The following is a 16,095-nucleotide window of genomic DNA, read 5'->3' as shown; positions in this document are numbered from 1 at the left end:
CCGTCGCACTCGACCTGGGCGTGCGCCAGGCCGGCGCCTATGCGATCGGGCAGCGAGGCGTGCCGGCCGGTGCGGTCGCCAGCACCGCCATGGCGCTCCTGTTCGTGGTGATGCCGCTGGGTGCTGCCGCTACCTGGTATGCCTGCACGCTGGCCGGCTACGAGCTGGGCAGCAGCCTGCTCTTGAGCGCCGCGATGGTCACGCCGCCGCAGGTGGTGATGCGAACCCTGCAGGGGCCGCTGCTCGGGCTGAAGCGGGTGGCGGAACTGAACGTGGGCGAACTCGCGGTGCGGGCCGTCTTGCTCGCCCTGACCGTGCCGGCCTTTGTCACCGGCCGGCTCGACCTGGAGGCAGCACTCCTGATCCTGGTGGCGGCGCAATGGAGCGGTGCGCTGGTTCTGACGGGCCAGCTGCTCTGGCGCCTGCGGCCACTGCCCCGGCCCTCCCTGGCGCTCGGGCGCGACCTGGTGCTGAGCGGCCTGCCGTTCCTGTTCGGGATCATCGGGGTGATGCTGTTCGGCCGGGTCGGCATCTGGGCGGTCACCGCGGTGGGCAACCCTGAGCTGGTAGGCCGCTATGTCGGCGCGCTCAGGATGACCGAGCTCCTGGCGGAGCTCGCGACCGCGGTAGGGGTCGCGGTGTTCGCCCATGGCGTCCAGCAGGACCGGGACGGCCAGGGGGCGCGCGCCACCATCCGGCTGGTGCGCCTCCTGACGCTGGCCATGGCCCTGTTCGCGGTGCTAGTGGCCGTGCTGGCACCTTACCTGCTCACGCTGCTGCTGGGCGAAACCTATGCCGCGGAGACGCCGTCGCTGCGGCTGATGCTGCCGGGCGCGGTACTGGGCTGCCAGGCCAGCATGCTGTTCCCGGGCCTCTCGGCGCGCGGCCAGGCGAAGCTCGGCCTGGTGATCTTCGGGCCGGGCACGCTGATCCACGGGCTGCTGGCCTGGTGGCTCACCCCGCTCCACGGCGTGCCGGGCGCCGCTGTCGCCTATACGCTGGGCCAGGCGGTGGTGGCGGTGGCGGTGCTGGCTGCCTGGCACCGGATCTTCGGCACCAGCCTGCGCGATCTGCTCCTGCCGAGCCGGGAGGACGGCAGGAGCCTGCTCCGGCTGGTGCGGCGCTGACCGGGCTTGGCAGTGCCGGGCCCGCCTGACAGGGTCGCGCCCACGCGCGGGAGAGCCAGGGGGCAAGAGCGATGGCCAGGACGTTCGAGGGCGGCTGTCTGTGCGGTGCCGTGCGCCTGCGCCTGGAAGACGAGCCCATCCTCACCCATGCCTGCCATTGCCGGTTCTGCCAGCGGGTCACCGGCGCGCCGTTCGCGGTCAACGCCATGATCGAGCTGGACCGGATCACGCTCACGGGCCAGGACCCCGAAGCGGTCCACACGCCTTCCGCGCTGCCGGCCGGGCAGAAGCTGCACCGCTGCTGGACCTGCCGGGCGATGCTCTGGAGCAACCATTCCCTCCTGGGTGACCGGATCGCGATCGTGCCGGTCGGCATCCTGGATGAGGCCGAGGCCATGGTTCCGGACATCCACTGCTTCACCGCGACTCGGCATCCCTGGGTCGTGCTGCCGGACGACCGGCCCTGCTTTGCCGGTGAATACGACAGCGAGCTGGTCTGGTCCGACCGGGTCAAGGCTAGGATCGGTGCGGCCCTTGCCGGCTGAGCCGCATGGGCCGCACCGGCCTGCCATCCTCACCGGCGGCCTCGTGCTGAGCCTGGTCATGCTCCTGCTGATCGGCGGCTCGGTGGGCCTGCACCGGCCCATACTCGTGCTGCTGATGCTGGCCGCGGCGGGCGGCGGCATGCTGGCCGTCGGCAGGCTGGTGCCCGGCACCACCGGCATTACCGTGACGCTCGCCATCTGCATCGCGATCTACACCGGCCTATTCGCCGCTGCCTGTATGTCGCTGTTCCGCCGCGCCTACCCATTGGGCGAGGCGCTCGCCTATTTCCTGCCGATCCTGGGTCTCGTGATCGGCATCGCCCGGCAGCGGCCGGCGATCCTGGCGCAGCTCCAGCGCCCGCAGCGCCGCGCGACGCGGCGGATCCTCCAGCGCGGCCTGGTCTGGCTGGGGGCCTGCACGCTGGCCGGTGCCGTGGCCGTGGTCCTGCTCCCGGCGGACGAGCACCCCGCGTCGGTGACGCTGACGCTCCTGGGTGCGGCGGGGCTGACCGGAGCGCTCTGCCTCGGGTTCGCGGCGGATGTCGTGTTCCTGCTCAACGAGACCGGACTCCTGTTCCGGATTTTCCTGCGGCGGATGCAGGCCCGGATCGTGCCGGTGTTCGCCTTCGTGATCGTTTACCTGTTGATCGGCATCGTCTTCGCCGCCCTGTTCGCCATGCTCGACCATGTGGCGAGCGAACCCGCCTTCGCGATCGGCGGCACGCCCGGCAAGCTCGCCCTGCCCGATGCCATCTACTTCTCCTTCATCAACCTCAGCACCATCGGCTATGGCGACATCACCCCGCTCCACGCGTTCGCCCGGCTGCTGGTGATCGCGGAGATCATCTTCGGCGTGGTGCTGCTGCTGTTCGCCTTCTCCGAGATCGCCGCCTACGACCCGGAGCTGGAATGGCGCGAAGAGGAGCAGGAAGCGGCAGCGCTGCGCCCGGCCGAAAAGGAGTGACGTGACTCGGCACCCGGCGGTCGAAGTGCTGGCGGTGTTCTTCCGCCTGGGCCTCACCTCGTTTGGCGGACCCATCGCCCATCTGGGCTACTTCCGCGAGGAGTTCGTGGTCCGCCGCCGGTGGCTGAGCGAGGCTGCCTATGCCGACCTGGTGGCGCTGTGCCAGTTCCTGCCGGGTCCCGCCTCCAGCCAGGTCGGCATGGGGATCGGCCTCTTGCGCGCCGGCTTGCCTGGTGCGGGGGCAGCCTGGCTGGGCTTCACCCTGCCATCTGCCCTGCTCATGATCCTGTTCGCTCTGCTGGTCACCGACGTGGATCCGGGCTCGGCCGGCTGGCTGCGCGGGCTCAAAATCATGGCGGTGGCGGTGGTGGCCCAGGCGGTCGACGGCATGGCGCGCAGCCTCTGCCCGGATCGGGTCCGGGCGAGCCTGGCCGCTGCCGCGGCGGTGCTGGCGCTCCTGGCACCAGGCTCAGGCGGGCAGCTCGCCGCCATCATGCTCGGCGGTGCGGTCGGCCTGCTCCTGCCGCGGGAGGCCCCTGCCGGTCAGCGAGAGACGCTGCTGGTGCGGATCCCGGCCGGTCTCGCGGCGGGCGCCCTGCTGCTCTGCGTGCTCCTGCTCCTGGGGCTGCCGCTCCTGGCCGAAGGCACGGGCAGCACCGCGCTCGCGATCTTCGACCGCTTCTATCGCGCCGGCGCCCTGGTGTTTGGCGGCGGCCATGTCGTGCTGCCGCTCCTGCAGAGTGCCGTGGTGGCACCCGGCTGGGTGGATCCCGACCAGTTCCTGGCCGGCTATGCCATGGCCCAGGCCGTGCCGGGGCCGCTGTTCACTTTTGCCGCCTATCTGGGTGCTGTACTGCATCCGGCACCGAACGGTATCGCGGGCGGCCTGCTCTGCCTCGGCGCAATCTTCCTGCCTTCCTTCCTCCTGGTGCTGGGCACCCTGCCCTTCTGGGCGAGCCTGCGCCGCCGCCCGCATGTGCGCGCGGTCCTGGCCGGGATCAATGCGGCCGTGGTCGGCATCCTTCTGGCGGCGCTCTACGACCCGGTCTGGGTGTCGAGCATCCACCGCCCAGCCGACTTCGCCCTAGCCATGCTGCTGTTCCTCCTGCTGGCGATCTGGCGGCTGCCGGTCTGGCTGGTGGTGGCGACGGCAGCCGCTGGGGGCATGGCTTTGAGCGCCTGGAGCCTCTGACCGGGCCCTGCCCATTTCACACGGAACCGTGGGGCATCCGCCAAGTTGACCGGACGTCCGGCAGCGGTGCCGGGCCAGGCCCGAAGAACGTGCAGACGATGAGCAGCAAGCCGGTCCGCCACACGCTCGGCATCGAGGAAGAGTATCTGCTGGTCGATCTAGAGACCCGCGCCTTGGTGCCCAGGCGCAACCCTCGGTTCTTCGCCGAGTGCCGCAAGGCCCTGGGCGACCAGGTCACGGGCGAGCTGCTCCAGTCGCAGATCGAGATTGCGACCGGGGTGTGCCGGACGGTCGGCCAAGCGCGCCGGGAGCTGGTGCGGCTGCGCGGCACGATCGCGACCATCGCGCGCCGCTACGGCATGGCGCCGGTGGCAAGCTCCACCCATCCCTTCTCGCGCTGGGACGACCAGGTGACCAGCAAGGGGGCGCGCTACCGCAAGATCGCGCAGGACTACCGGATGGTGGCGCGCCGTGCCCTGGTCTGCGGCATGCACATCCATGCGGGGATCGAGGACAAGGACCGGCGCATCCGGGTGATGAACCGGCTGATCCCTTACCTGCCGATCTTCCTGGCGCTTTCCACCTCCTCGCCGTTCTGGCAGGGCCATGCCACGGGGATGAAGGCGTTCCGCCCCACCATCTTCGGCGAGTTCCCGCGCACTGGGATCCCGCAGGTCATGGCCAACTGGGCGGAATGGCAGGCCTTCACCGAGCTGTTCGCCTCGACCGGGTTGTGCACGGATCCCTCCAAGATCTGGTGGTACCTGCGCCCGAGCCTGCGCCAGCCGACGCTGGAACTGCGGATCGCCGAGATCTGCACAAGGCTGGAGGACACGCTCACGCTGGCCGCCCTCTACCAGTCGCTGCTGGCAATGTTCGCCCGCACCGAGGAGCCGGAGCCGCACCGCTTCCAGAGGCTGATCACCGAGGAGAACCGGTGGCGGGTGCAGCTCGCCGGCGTGGAGGCGGAGATCGCCTGCCTGAAGCGCGGCCGGCTGGTGCCGGTGCGCACCATCGTGGCCGAGCTGGTCGAGGAGCTCCAGGCGGATGCCGACGAGCTGGGCTGCGGGGTGGAGCTGCGCCGCGCCAACGACATCGTCGCCCGCGGCACCAGTGCGGAAGTTCAGCTCGCCGCATGGTCCACCGGCCGGGAGGACAACCTGCCGGAGGGAGAGGCGCTGGTCAGCGTGGTGGACGAGCTGGTGCGGCTCACGGTGGAGGGCAACCAAGGCCGCGTGAGGCCGCCTGGCCCACCCATCGTTCGTGGGCCCGTCACTCGTTGGCGATGATCTTCTCCGACTCCTCCAGCAGCTTCGGCGTGCTCGCGTGGTCCAGGCGCTCCAGCGCATCCGCGTCGAGCCGGAGATGGACGGCGCCGATCAGTTCGTCGAGCTGAGCGAGGCTGGTGGCGCTCGCGATCGGTGCGGTGACCGAGGGCCTGGCCATCAGCCAGGCGAGCGCCACCTGGGCGGGCGTGCTGCCGGTCTCGGCCGCGACCTCGTCGAGCGCTGCCAGCACGCGCAGGCCCCGCTCCTCGAAGTTGCCCGCCAGTGCCTGGCCGCGCACGCTCTTGGAGAGGTCGCCCTCGCTGCGGTACTTGCCGGTCAGAAAGCCCCGGGCCAGCGAGAAATAGGTGACCACCCCGAGCCCCGCTTCGCTCGCGACCTCCTCCAGCGCCACCTCGTAGGCCAGCCGGTCATAGAGGTTGTAGTGAGGCTGGAGCACCTCGTAGCGCGGCCAGCGGTTCTTCGCCGAGAGCTCGAGCGCTTCGGCAAGACGCGGGGCCTCGTAGTTGGAGGCGCCGATCGCCCGGACCTTGCCGGCCTGCACCAGCCGGGCGAACGCCTCCAGCGTTTCCTCGAGCGGCGTGTCCAGGTCGTCCTGGTGGGCGAAGTAAAGGTCGATATGGTCGGTCTGCAGCCGGCGCAGCGAGGCCTCGACCTCCTCCGCGATCCAGGCGGCCTTCAGCCCGGTGCGCCCGGCGCCCATGTCCATGCCGACCTTGGTGGCGAGCACGACCCGGTCGCGCGCGTTGTGCGACTTCATCCAGTTGCCGATGATCGTCTCGGATTCGCCGCCCTGATGGCCCGGCACCCAGACCGAATAGACATCGGCCGTGTCGATTGCGTTCAGGCCGGCGTCGACGAAACGGTCGAGCAGGTCGAACGAGGTCCGCTCGTCGGCAGTCCAGCCGAACACGTTGCCGCCGAACACGAGCGGCGCGATCCTGAGGCCCGACTTGCCGAGTTCCCGCTGTTCCAACTGCCTTCTCCGTACCGGCGAGCGTTCCCGAACCAGTTGGGTCACGCGGGCCGCCAGGTAAAGGCCCCTCCCCTTCTAGCGGCCGCTACCCCTCGGCATCCGGTTCCAGGCATCCAGGGCCGCCACCTTATAGGCCTCGGCCAGGGTCGGGTAGTTGAAGGTGTTCTGGATGAAGTAGTCGAGCGTCCCGTTAAGGTTGATCACCGCCTGGCCGATATGGACGAGCTCGGTCGCCCCCTCGCCCACGATGTGGCAGCCGAGCAGGCGGCTTCCATCGAGCGCGAAGATCAGCTTCATCATGCCGGCGTTCAGCCCCATGATCTGGCCACGCGACGTCTCCCGGAACCGGGCGATGCCGCACTCGTACGGGATGCCCTGCTGGCGCACCTCCGCCTCGGTGAGCCCGATCGTCGAGATCTCCGGCACGGAATAGATGCCGTAGGGGAAGAAGCGCGGCGCCTCGTGCGCGGCCACGCCGAAGGCATGGCAGGCGGCGAGCCGGCCCTGCTCCATGGAGGTCGAGGCCAGGCTCGGAAAGCCGATCACGTCGCCTGCGGCGTAGATGTGCTTCTGGCTAGTCTGGAAGGTCCTGGGATCGACGGTGAGGCGGCTGCGCGCATCCGCCTCGATCCCGCAGGCCTCCAGCTCCAGGCTGGCCGTGGCGCCGGTGCGGCCGGCAGCATAGAGCACCATGTCGGCCTGGACCACCCGGCCATTCTCCAGCCGGACGATGCAGGGCCCGTCCGCCGGCGTGTCGATCGCGGTGACCTTGCTGCCGAAACGCAGGGTCGTGCCGCGGTCGCGCAGCTGGTGGACCAGGTCCTCGACCAGCTCTTGGTCGATGAACTCCAGCATGGCCGGGCGCGGCTCGATCAGGGTGACCGGCACGTCGAGCGCGCTGAAGATGGTGGCGTACTCGACGCCGATCACCCCTGCCCCCACTACCGCCAGGCGACGCGGCAGCCGGTCCATCTCCAGGATCTGGTCGCTGTCCAGGACCCTGCGGCCATCGAAAGGAATATGGTCCGGCCGATGCGGGCAGGTGCCGACCGCCAGCAGGAAGCGGTCGGCCGAGATCGTCAGCCGTTCGCCCGAGGCGGTCGCGACCTCCACGCGGTGCGGGTCGAGGAAGCGGGCAGCGCCGGTGAGCGTGGTCACCCGGTTGCGCGCGAACTGGTGCTCCAGCACCTCGACCTCGTGGTTCAGGGTGATGTGCAGCCGGTTCAAGAGGTCGGAGGCAGAAATTTCCTTCTTCACCCGGTAAGAACGGCCATAGAAGCCGCGCTCGCGCCAGCCCGACAGGTTCAGGACGGTTTCGCGCAGGGTCTTGCTCGGGATGGTGCCGGTATGGACCGAAACGCCGCCGACCCGGCGGCCCTTGTCCACCACCAGCACGTCCTTGCCGAGCTTGGCGGCCTGGACGGCGCCGCGGCGCCCGGCGGGGCCGCTACCGATGACGATCAGATCGAAATGCATTGCTCATCGCTCCGGGCAGCGCCCCCCTCGCTGCCCGGATGATAGGCAAGGACTGTGCCACCGTGATGAAGGAACAGGCACAGCCGGTGGTTCAGGTGACGGTCTTCAGCATCCCGCCATCGACATAATAGGTGGAGCCGACGCTGTAGGTGGCTTTGTCCGAGCAGAGGAACACGAAGAAGTTTGCCACCTCCTCCGGGCTGGCGAATCGCTTGATCGGCGCGAACTCGTCGGCGATTCCCTGAATATAATCCTGCCAAGTCCGGCCAGTGCCCTCGGTGAGCTGGGTCGCGGTCTTGACCCAGTCGGGCGTGAGGGTGAGGCCGAGATTGACCGCGTTGACCCGGATATTGTGCGGGATGAGCTCGTTGGCGAGGTTCTTGGAGAACATCACCAGGGCGGCCTTGGTGGTGTTGTAGATTGGCTCGTACCACAAGGGCTGGGTGGCGCAGATCGAGCAGTTGTGCAGGACCACGCCGCCGCCGCGCCGGATCATCTGCGGCGCCAGGCCCCTGCCCAGCCGGACGGCGGCCATGACATGCAGATCCCAGTAGTACTGCCACTTGTCGTCGGGTGCTTCCAGGATCGTCTCGTTGCTGCCGGTCCCGGCATTGTTGATCAGGATGTCGGCGCCGCCGAAGGCCTTCTCGACCTCCTGGACGATCGTCTCGCAGCCGGCAGCGGTCGCCACGTCGACCCCTAGCGCCAGGGTGCGCACGCCATGGCGGCCGGCGATCTCGTCGGCGGCGGACTTAGCACGCTCCCCGTCGCGCGCCGCTACCACCACATGCGCGCCCTCGGCCGCCAAGCCATGGCCGATCGCCAGGCCGATCCCGATGCTGCCTCCGGTGATCACCGCCACCTTGTCGCGCAGGCCCAAATCCATCCGTCGTCCTCCCTCTGACCGGCATCGTCGCCGGCGGTTGCGTCAATGGTTGCGCTGCCGGAGCGCTGCCTCGACCACCTGGCGCGTCTCGGCGTCCACCGCCGGCGTCACACCGCCCCAGTGGCGAAAGCCGGGCACGGCCTGGTGCAGCAGCATGCCTAGCCCATCCACCACTGGGTGGCCGCGCCGCCGGGCATGGCGAAGGATGTCGGTTTCCAACGGAGTGTAGACCAGATCGGCCACTGGTGCGGTGGTTGGCAGGGCGTCCAGCTTCAGGTCGAGCGGGGGCTGGCCCTTCATGCCAAGTGCCGTCGCCTGCACCAGCAGCCCGGCACCATCGAGTGCCCCTGCCCGCTCTGGCCAGCCGAGCGGGCTGATGGCGGCGTCGGGGAACATCGCCTGGAGCTCAGCGGCGAGCGCTTCCGCCTTGGCCAGCGTGCGGTTGACCAGGCGCAGGCCCGGCACCCCGGCATCCAGCAGCGTGACCGCGACTGCCCGAGCCGCGCCGCCGATCCCGATCAGCACTGCCTTGCCCTGCCCCGGGCGCCAGGCAGGCACCTGCTCGGCCAGGTTAGCGAGAAAGCCCATGCCATCGGTACAGGCACCCAGCAGGCTGCCGTCGTGCTGCACCATCACGGTGTTGACCACGCCCATGCGCCGCGCGCTCTCGTCGTGGCGATCCACGGCGGCATAGGCCGCTTCCTTGTGCGGCAGGGTGACGTTGCAGCCGCGCAGGCCCAGCAGCGGCAGCGCCCGGATCGCGGCGACGGCATCCTCCGGCCGGACCGGGAACGGGACATAGGCGCCGTCGATGCCGTAGCGCTCGAACCAGTAGCCGTGCAGCAGCGGCGAGAGCGAGTGTGCGATCGGCCAGCCCATCACCCCTGCCACGCGCGCCGCACCACTGATCGCCATGCCTGTTTCCCCCGCCTTTCCGGCCGCTCGACCGCAGGTGCCACGTCCTTCGGCCGGCGTCGAGACACGGCAAGCTTCATCCGACGTCGGATAGCGTGGCCGGTGCGCCACTTCATCCGACGTCGGATGCGCAGGCCACTTGCGGCGGCACCGGTGCCCGCGTAGCGATCGGGCTGGCTCCACCGATCGAGAGGCTCCGGACGTCCACATGGCGGTGACCATCGCGATCGCGAACCAGAAGGGCGGCGTCGCCAAGACGACCACGACCTTCCATCTGGCCCATGCCCTGACCCGGCGTGGCCGGCGCGTGCTCATGATCGACGACGACCCGCAGGCCAGCCTGACCGTTTATGCCGGTCATGACCCGCGGATTCTGGAAGGGCGCGACCAGACCCTTCATGCGCTGCTGTTCGATCGCCAGCCCGTCGACAAGGTCCTGCTCGGCGAGGCGCCTACCCTGTTGCCGGCCTCGATCCGCCTAGCCTCTGCCGAGAGCGAGCTGGTCGCCGCGTGGAACGGCGCCACCCTGGTCCGCGACAAGCTCGCTCCTCTGGCCAACCGGTTCGACGTCATCCTGATCGACTGCTCGCCCTCGTTGGGCCTGCTGACGGTGAACGCGCTGGCAGCGGCCGACCAGGTGCTGGTGCCGGTCAAGACCGACTATCTCTCGATCATGGGCGTGTCGCTGCTGTTCGACACGATCGACCGGATCCGGGCCCGGCTCAATTCCGGCTTGGCGATCCTGGGCCTGCTGCCGACCATCCACGACTCCCGCAACCGGCACGACCGGGAGGCACTGGAGGAGCTGACCGCGGCGGTGGGTGCCAAGCACCGGGTGTTCGCCCCGGTCCGGCGCACCACCGCTTTCGACCGGGCATCGGTCACTTCTGCGCCGGACGAGATCCGCGCCGACATCATCCGGGGCATCGAGGAGGTCGCCGATGCGATCGAACGCGAAATCCGCTAAGCCGGCCCGCCCGACCCTGCGCGACCGGATCGCTACCGATGCGCTGTTCCGGACCTCGGCTGACCTGCCGAAGATCGTGGAACTGGACCTGGCGACGATCGACCCGGACCCGGAACAGCCGCGCCGCCATTTCGACCCGCAGGCACTGGAGGAGCTGGCTGCCTCGATCGAGGCGCATGGCCTGCTCCAGCCGATCCTGGTCCGCCGCGCCGCCACACCCGGCCGCTACATTGTGGTGGCTGGCGAACGCCGCTGGCGGGCGTCCGGTGCGCTCGGCCGCAGCACCATCGCTGCGATCGTCAGCGACGGCGACCCGCTGGAGCTGGCGCTGGTCGAGAACCTGCAGCGCGAGCAGCTGGGCCCGTTCGAGGAGGCGGCTGCGATCCTGCGCCTGATGCAGGACAAGGGCTGGACCCAGGACGAGGTGGGCAGGGCGGTCGGCAAGAAGCAGAACACTGTGTCGGCGCTTCTGTCCCTGGCCCGGCTGCCCGAGCGGATCCGCGCGGAGTATCCCGGCGTGCCCGGGCTCGGCCGGTCACTACTGGTCGAGCTCGCCCAGGTCCAGGACGAGGCGGAACAGCTCCGGCTCTGGGATCTCGCCAAGCAGGGCTTGGCGACAGTACGGCAGGTACGTGCGGCCAGGCGGGTCCCGGCACCCTCGCGGCCGGCACCCGCGGTCCCGGCCGTGCGGATCGTGGGCGACAGCGGCCGGCGCCTGCTCAGTACGCTGGAGGCGGTCCAGGCGCGGGAACTGGACGAGGTCACCCGCGCCACGCTGGAGCAGGTCTGGCAACGGATCGGCAGCCTGCTCGGCAGGAACCCGTGATCGCCCGCCCGCACTTCATCCGACGTCGGATGAGCTAGCGCGATGGCCGCCGCAACACCCCAGCCTTCCTCCCATCTGCCCGCTGCCGCCCTGGAGCGGCTGGCGCAGAACCGGCTCCTGGTCACGCTCTCCCCGGCGGAACAGGAACTCCTGCTGCCCGGTGCCGACGTCGTCGAGCTGGAGGCTGGCACCCTGCTAGTCGACAGCGGGGATGACGTGGTGAGCACCTATTTCCCGCTATTGGGCATGATGGCGACCCTGGTCCTGGTGATGGCCGACGGCTCGGTCGCCGAGGCCACGACCATCGGCAGGGAAGGGGCGATCGGCGGGGTGGTGAGCGCCGGCCACAAGCCGGCGTTCGCGCGCGCGATCGTTCAGCTGCCGGGCAGCTGCCTGCGGATCGACACCGCACGGCTGGAGGCGGCCAAAGCCAAGAGCCCGAGGCTGCACGACCTGTTCGCCCGCTATGCCGATGCCCTGCTGGCCCAGGTTCTGCAGTCGGTGGTCTGCAATGCCTTGCACCCGCTCGACCAGCGCTGCTGCCGCTGGCTGCTTTCGGCCATGGATCGCGCCGGGAGCGACGAGTTGGAGATCACCCAGGAACTCCTCGCCCAGATGCTGGGCGTGCAACGCACCACCATGACGCGGACGCTGCGCGATCTCGGCCAACGCGGCCTGATCCGCCAGGCGAGGGGCCGGATCATCATTCACAGCCACGAAGGTCTGGAAGCCGCGGCCTGCGACTGCCATGCTAGCGTGCACCGGCACTTCCGACGGATCCTGCCCGAGGTCGCCCCACGGCGCTGAGCGGGGCACTCGCCAGAAACAGGTGAGCAACCAGGGGAAATGTCACTTAGTGCACAGACAGCACGACCCGTTCCGTGCTTCTTCTTCCACTGTCTGATCAGCCGGGGCGCTTCGTTGGCGACGGGCAGAGGCCAATTGCATGACGTTGGGATCCGCCGAACTGGTCATCCTGCTGGTCGAGGACGATCCGATCATCCTGCTCGACACCAGCATGACGCTGCACCGGCTGGGCGCCGGCCGGGTGGATGCCGCGCTGACCCTGGCTGAGGCTGAGGCCTTCGTGAACCGGCAGCGGCCGACCGTGGCGGTCATGGACATCGAGCTGCGGGATGGGACCTCATTCCTTTTGGCGGACCGACTGCAGCGCGAGGGCACGGCCTGCGTGTTCACCACGGGCCATGGCGCCGAGCTGCCGATCCCGCCAGACCTCAAGGACCTGCCGATCATCGCCAAGCCCTATGACCCTGAGCAGTTGCTTCTGGTGCTCAAGCCCTATCTGGACCGGGAGGCTTCCTAGGCCAGCAAGGGAGGGGCCTCAGCTCCGGGCGGGACCGCCACGAACCTCGGCCATCAGCCAGTCCCGGAAGGCGCGCACCACCGGGCGATCGGCGCTGCGCCTGGGCGCCACTAGATAGTAGGCGAAGCCGGGCACGCTGAGCGAGAGGGCGAACGGCTGGACGAGGCGACCGGCGGCCAGATCGTCGGCCACCAAGCTGGTGTTGCCCAGCGCCACGCCCTGACCGTCCACTGCCGCCTGAATCGCTAGCGCACTCTGCTGGACATGCAGGCCGCGGCCGAGATCGATGTCCTCAAGGCCGGCCGCCAGGAGCCACATGCGCCAGTCCGGCCAGCTGCCGTCCTGTGACTGCCAGGCCTCGTGGATCAGGGCGTGATGGCGCAGGTCGTCGGGCACCCGCAGCGGCGGGTCGCCGTCCAGTAGGCGCGGGCTGCAAACCGGGAAGACGTGTTCATCGAACAGGCGGTCGCTCCGCAGGCCCGGGTAGACCCCAGCACCGAAGCGGATCGCCACGTCGACCTCGTCGCGCAGGAAATCGGCCAGGCGTTCGCTGACGTCGAGCCGCACGTCGAGATCGGGATGGTGGCGGCGGAAGCGCTCCAGCCTGGGCACCAGCCATTTTGCGGCGAAGGAGAAGCCGGTGCTGATCTTCAGGCTCGGCCGCCCGGACGGCGCTCTGACCCGGTCGACCGCTTGGCCGATCCGGTCCAGCGCATCGCCCACCGCTTCCAGCAGCACCTCGCCCGCCTCGGTCAGGCGCACGCTGCGGCTGGTGCGCCACAGGAGCCGCACGCCCAGCACCTCCTCAAGGCTGCGGATCTGGGCGCTCACCGCCGCCGGCGTGACGTCGAGCTCCTCCGCGGCCCGGGTGAAGTTGAGGTGCCGCGCTGCGGCCTCGAAGGTCCGGAGCATGCCGAGCCCGGGGATGAATCTCGCCATGGCCGATCTGTCCCGATTGCCAATTTCAGCTTGATGTTGCTTCAAGAAGCGCTCGCTGGGCAACCCTGGAGTACAAGAGGTAATCTCCGCTTTGGGGGCTAACTTGAACTGAAAGGCAAGTTGAAGATGGCAACCCAGATCACCGTTCCCTACGTGCCGGTATCCAGCCGGCCGAGGCTGCTCACCTTACTGAGCGCGATTCGGCGCCGCCTGGGCAGCGGCTTGCCAGGCAGCACGGAGATCGGACGTCTCAGCCAGTTCCAGTGGCAGGACATCGGCGTGCCGCCCGCGGAACAGGCGCGCATGCAGGAACTGCGCCTCATGGAAGCGTCACGCGAACCGAACGCCCTGCTGTGGCGGCGCATGATCTAGCACGGGAGGGCAGGGAAGCCGCGCTGCCCTCTGCATGATACTTAACATGCTATCTACTTGCAGCCTAAGTGATGGGCGCCTATCTCCCCGCCCATGCAGGACGATCTCGTCAGCCACAGCACCTTCGGCCAGCTCGTCATCCATGTGGGCCGCTACTGGCGGCGCGCCGTGGACCAGGCGTTGGCCGAGTGCGGCCTGTCCCAGGCCACCGCCCTGCCGCTTCTCACGCTGCACCGACTGGGCGACCATCAGCGGCCGGGCGCGCTCGCCGAGGAACTGTCCCTGGAAGGGCCATCGTTGGTTCGGATCATCGACCGGCTGGTTACCGAGGGGCTGATCACCCGCCGCGAGGATCCGGGCGACCGGCGGGCGAAGATCCTGTCCCTGACCGAGGCGGGCCGGGACCGGGCCCGCGAGATCGACCAGGTGGTGGTGGTGTTCCGCCAGCGGATCCTGTCCGAAATTCCTGCGGAGGAGCTCGCAGTCACCATGTCGGTGCTGCAGCGGATCGAGCAGATCCTGCTGCGCCCCGCCGACCAGGCGGGATGAGCAGCGTGGCCGGCCTCGGGCGCACTGAACTCCTGTTCTCGGTCAAGACCTTCCTGGCGGCCCTGCTGGCGCTGTGGGTGGCGCTCAGCCTCGACCTGCCCAAGCCCTACTGGGCGATGGGCACGGTCTATATCGTCGCCCACCCGCTGGCCGGTGCCGTGACCTCCAAGGCGGTCTATCGCGTGCTGGGCACCCTGATCGGCGCGGTCGCTTCTGTGGCACTGGTGCCGAACCTCATCGATGCGCCAGAGTTGCTCTGCCTGGCCCTGGCCATCTGGGTGGGTGCCTGCCTGTTCGTCAGCCTGCTGGACCGCACGCCACGCTCCTACGTGTTCATGCTGGCCGGCTATACCGCGGCGATCATCGGCTTTTCCTCCGTCAGGGAGCCGGCCCTGGTGTTCGACACGGCCCTGGCCCGGACCCTGGAGATCACGCTCGGCATTCTCTGCTCGGCCCTGGTCAGCCGGGTCCTGTTCCCCCGCCATGTCGGCCCGATCGTGACCGGCCGGATCGACCGCTGGCTGGCCGATGCCGGTCGCTGGGCGAACGACGTGCTGCTGCGCCAGAGCAGCGGCAGCACGGCCGAGCAGGACCGCCGCAGGCTGGCCGCGGACACCGTCGACCTCGTCGCGCTGTCCACCCATCTCGCCTACGACACCTCGCGCTACCGGCACTCCGCCCGGCAGATGCGGGTGCTCCAGCAGCGCATGATCGCACTCCTGCCGATCCTGTCGGCCCTGCGCGACCGGCTGACAGCAGGCCCGCCCTCTCCAGAGATGGCGGCCCTGCTGGAGGCGATCGCCGCCTGGATCGGCCAGGGCCTGGATGCGCCGGCGGCGGAGGCCCATCGGCTGCGCCAGGGGATCGCGGCGCTCAGGCCAGAGCAGCCGCGGGACTGGGACCGGCTGCTCCAGGCCAGCCTGTGCGCCCGCCTGGATGATCTGATCGACATCTGGAGCGACTGCCTGATCCTCCGCCAGGACATCATGGCGGGCAGAGAAGGGCTGCCTTCCCACCTGCGCATGTCGTCCCGCTATGCCGGCGACGACGACCTGCACCGCGATGTCGGCATGGCAGCCCTTTCGGGCGTGGCCGCCATGGTGGGCACGCTGGTCTGCTGCGTCTTCTGGATCGCGACCGGCTGGCAGGAAGGGGGTACGGCCGCGCAGATGGGTGCGGTGTTCTGCTCGATTTTTGCGACCATGGACAATCCGGTGCCGATGCTCCGGCGGTTCACCCTGTTCCTGTGCCTGTCCCTCGTGCTGGTCCTGGCCTACCAGTTCGCCGTGCTGCCGATGGTGACCGACTTCGAGGGGCTGGCCCTGGTGCTGGCGCCGACCCTCCTAGTGAGCGGCGCATTCATGGCCACCGCAAGCTGGGGCCTGGCCGGCTTTACCGTCTCGGCGAACGTGCCGATGATGCTGGCCCTGCAGTCCCGCTTCGACGCGGACTTCGCCGCCTTCACCAACAATGCGCTGGCCACGGTTGCGGGCGTGCTCGCTGCCACTGCCGTCACCGCGATCCTGCGCTCGATCGGCGCCGAGCAGAGTGCAAGGCGCCTGCTGCGCGCGGGCCGCCGGGACATCGCACGCGCGGCCAGCCGGGAGCAGGGCCAGGACCTCCACCGGCTGATCCGCCGCGTGGTCGACCGGCTGGGCCTGCTGGCACCGCGCCTAGCTGGTGCCGGGGGCGAGGTCCGGGATACCGACGCCGTGCTGGCGGACCTGCGCGCCGGCCTCAACATCATGGAG

At 69.4% G+C, this 16,095-nt stretch carries 17 protein-coding genes; 12 read left to right on the top strand and 5 right to left on the bottom strand.

From position 1 onward, the window contains the following. From EQG76_RS21075 to EQG76_RS21055, 5 genes are all read left to right on the top strand, one after another. The coding region (locus tag EQG76_RS21075) for an MATE family efflux transporter (RefSeq protein ID WP_159716299.1) at nt 1-1,127 on the top strand (1,127 nt) is incomplete at its 5' end. 71 nt (nt 1,128-1,198) lie between these two features. Then, nucleotides 1,199-1,672, top strand: a complete 474-nt coding sequence (locus EQG76_RS21070) for a GFA family protein (RefSeq protein WP_159716298.1) — start codon at nt 1,199-1,201, stop codon at nt 1,670-1,672. After that, complete coding sequence (locus tag EQG76_RS21065) at nt 1,662-2,636, top strand: potassium channel family protein (RefSeq protein ID WP_159716297.1); 975 nt, start codon at nt 1,662-1,664, stop codon at nt 2,634-2,636. Before EQG76_RS21070 ends, EQG76_RS21065 begins: the two co-directional genes overlap by 11 nt. Before the next feature lies 1 nt (nt 2,637). After that, nucleotides 2,638-3,828 (top strand): chromate efflux transporter, encoded by a 1,191-nt coding sequence (chrA, locus tag EQG76_RS21060; protein WP_159716296.1) that lies wholly within the window; start codon nt 2,638-2,640, stop codon nt 3,826-3,828. A gap of 98 nt (nt 3,829-3,926) precedes the next feature. After that, the gene (locus tag EQG76_RS21055) at nt 3,927-5,117 is read left to right on the top strand and encodes a carboxylate-amine ligase (RefSeq protein ID WP_159716295.1); all 1,191 of its coding nucleotides are present in this window, start codon (nt 3,927-3,929) and stop codon (nt 5,115-5,117) included. On the opposite strand, the gene EQG76_RS21050 is transcribed toward EQG76_RS21055, so the two are convergent. From EQG76_RS21050 to EQG76_RS21035, 4 genes are all read right to left on the bottom strand, one after another. After that, nucleotides 5,101-6,090, bottom strand: a complete 990-nt coding sequence (locus EQG76_RS21050; protein ID WP_159716294.1) for an aldo/keto reductase — start codon at nt 6,088-6,090, stop codon at nt 5,101-5,103. The two genes, EQG76_RS21055 and EQG76_RS21050, sit on opposite strands and share 17 nt — an antisense overlap. A 75-nt stretch (nt 6,091-6,165) precedes the next feature. After that, entirely contained in the window at nt 6,166-7,566 is a 1,401-nt protein-coding gene (gene sthA, locus EQG76_RS21045; protein ID WP_159716293.1) for a Si-specific NAD(P)(+) transhydrogenase, read from the bottom strand. A 91-nt stretch (nt 7,567-7,657) separates the two neighbouring features. After that, the gene (locus EQG76_RS21040) at nt 7,658-8,452 is read right to left on the bottom strand and encodes an SDR family NAD(P)-dependent oxidoreductase (RefSeq protein WP_159716292.1); all 795 of its coding nucleotides are present in this window, start codon (nt 8,450-8,452) and stop codon (nt 7,658-7,660) included. Between the two features lie 42 nt (nt 8,453-8,494). Continuing rightward, a complete protein-coding gene (locus tag EQG76_RS21035) occupies nt 8,495-9,367 on the bottom strand; it encodes a shikimate dehydrogenase (RefSeq protein WP_159716291.1) in 873 nt (290 codons plus the stop codon). A 208-nt stretch (nt 9,368-9,575) separates the two neighbouring features. Between EQG76_RS21035 and EQG76_RS21030 the strand changes: the two genes are divergently transcribed. From EQG76_RS21030 to EQG76_RS21015, 4 genes are all read left to right on the top strand, one after another. Then, on the top strand, nt 9,576-10,334 hold the full coding sequence (locus EQG76_RS21030) for a ParA family protein (RefSeq protein ID WP_159716290.1): 759 nt from the start codon (nt 9,576-9,578) through the stop codon (nt 10,332-10,334). Further along, a complete protein-coding gene (locus tag EQG76_RS21025) occupies nt 10,309-11,160 on the top strand; it encodes a ParB/RepB/Spo0J family partition protein (RefSeq protein ID WP_159716289.1) in 852 nt (283 codons plus the stop codon). Before EQG76_RS21030 ends, EQG76_RS21025 begins: the two co-directional genes overlap by 26 nt. 42 nt (nt 11,161-11,202) lie before the next feature. Continuing rightward, complete coding sequence (locus tag EQG76_RS21020) at nt 11,203-11,967, top strand: Crp/Fnr family transcriptional regulator (RefSeq protein WP_159716288.1); 765 nt, start codon at nt 11,203-11,205, stop codon at nt 11,965-11,967. A 139-nt stretch (nt 11,968-12,106) separates the two neighbouring features. Continuing rightward, nucleotides 12,107-12,484, top strand: coding sequence for a response regulator (locus EQG76_RS21015; protein ID WP_159716287.1), 378 nt, complete (start codon nt 12,107-12,109; stop codon nt 12,482-12,484). An 18-nt stretch (nt 12,485-12,502) separates the two neighbouring features. Here EQG76_RS21015 and EQG76_RS21010 read toward each other — a convergent pair whose 3' ends face one another. After that, nucleotides 12,503-13,423 (bottom strand): transcriptional regulator GcvA, encoded by a 921-nt coding sequence (locus EQG76_RS21010; protein ID WP_159716286.1) that lies wholly within the window; start codon nt 13,421-13,423, stop codon nt 12,503-12,505. A gap of 126 nt (nt 13,424-13,549) precedes the next feature. Here EQG76_RS21010 and EQG76_RS21005 point away from each other — a divergent pair, with 126 nt between their 5' ends. From EQG76_RS21005 to EQG76_RS20995, 3 genes are all read left to right on the top strand, one after another. After that, on the top strand, nt 13,550-13,795 hold the full coding sequence (locus EQG76_RS21005; protein ID WP_159716285.1) for a hypothetical protein: 246 nt from the start codon (nt 13,550-13,552) through the stop codon (nt 13,793-13,795). Between the two features lie 93 nt (nt 13,796-13,888). After that, the gene (locus EQG76_RS21000) at nt 13,889-14,344 is read left to right on the top strand and encodes a MarR family winged helix-turn-helix transcriptional regulator (RefSeq protein ID WP_159716284.1); all 456 of its coding nucleotides are present in this window, start codon (nt 13,889-13,891) and stop codon (nt 14,342-14,344) included. A 5-nt stretch (nt 14,345-14,349) separates the two neighbouring features. Next, on the top strand, nt 14,350-16,095 hold a 1,746-nt coding region (locus EQG76_RS20995; RefSeq protein ID WP_159716283.1), incomplete at its 3' end, for an FUSC family protein.

Source organism: Geminicoccus flavidas, from assembly GCF_009806515.1.
GTDB lineage: Bacteria > Pseudomonadota > Alphaproteobacteria > Geminicoccales > Geminicoccaceae > Geminicoccus > Geminicoccus flavidus.
The sequence above is the reverse complement of the archived record's forward strand: the minus strand, read 5'-3'. Positions and strand labels throughout refer to the sequence as shown.

Bases quoted from the DNA above. Each gene is read 5' to 3' on its own strand.
- EQG76_RS21025 (WP_159716289.1), top strand. From the start codon at position 10,309: ATGCGATCGAACGCGAAATCCGCTAAGCCGGCCCGCCCGACCCTGCGC.
- sthA (WP_159716293.1), bottom strand. From the start codon at position 7,566: ATGCATTTCGATCTGATCGTCATCGGTAGCGGCCCCGCCGGGCGCCGC.
- EQG76_RS21055 (WP_159716295.1), top strand. From the start codon at position 3,927: ATGAGCAGCAAGCCGGTCCGCCACACGCTCGGCATCGAGGAAGAGTAT.
- EQG76_RS21020 (WP_159716288.1), top strand. From the start codon at position 11,203: ATGGCCGCCGCAACACCCCAGCCTTCCTCCCATCTGCCCGCTGCCGCC.
- EQG76_RS21070 (WP_159716298.1), top strand. From the start codon at position 1,199: ATGGCCAGGACGTTCGAGGGCGGCTGTCTGTGCGGTGCCGTGCGCCTG.
- EQG76_RS21005 (WP_159716285.1), top strand. From the start codon at position 13,550: ATGGCAACCCAGATCACCGTTCCCTACGTGCCGGTATCCAGCCGGCCG.
- EQG76_RS21015 (WP_159716287.1), top strand. From the start codon at position 12,107: ATGACGTTGGGATCCGCCGAACTGGTCATCCTGCTGGTCGAGGACGAT.
- EQG76_RS21000 (WP_159716284.1), top strand. From the start codon at position 13,889: ATGCAGGACGATCTCGTCAGCCACAGCACCTTCGGCCAGCTCGTCATC.
- EQG76_RS21040 (WP_159716292.1), bottom strand. From the start codon at position 8,452: ATGGATTTGGGCCTGCGCGACAAGGTGGCGGTGATCACCGGAGGCAGC.
- EQG76_RS21030 (WP_159716290.1), top strand. From the start codon at position 9,576: ATGGCGGTGACCATCGCGATCGCGAACCAGAAGGGCGGCGTCGCCAAG.
- EQG76_RS21035 (WP_159716291.1), bottom strand. From the start codon at position 9,367: ATGGCGATCAGTGGTGCGGCGCGCGTGGCAGGGGTGATGGGCTGGCCG.
- EQG76_RS21010 (WP_159716286.1), bottom strand. From the start codon at position 13,423: ATGGCGAGATTCATCCCCGGGCTCGGCATGCTCCGGACCTTCGAGGCC.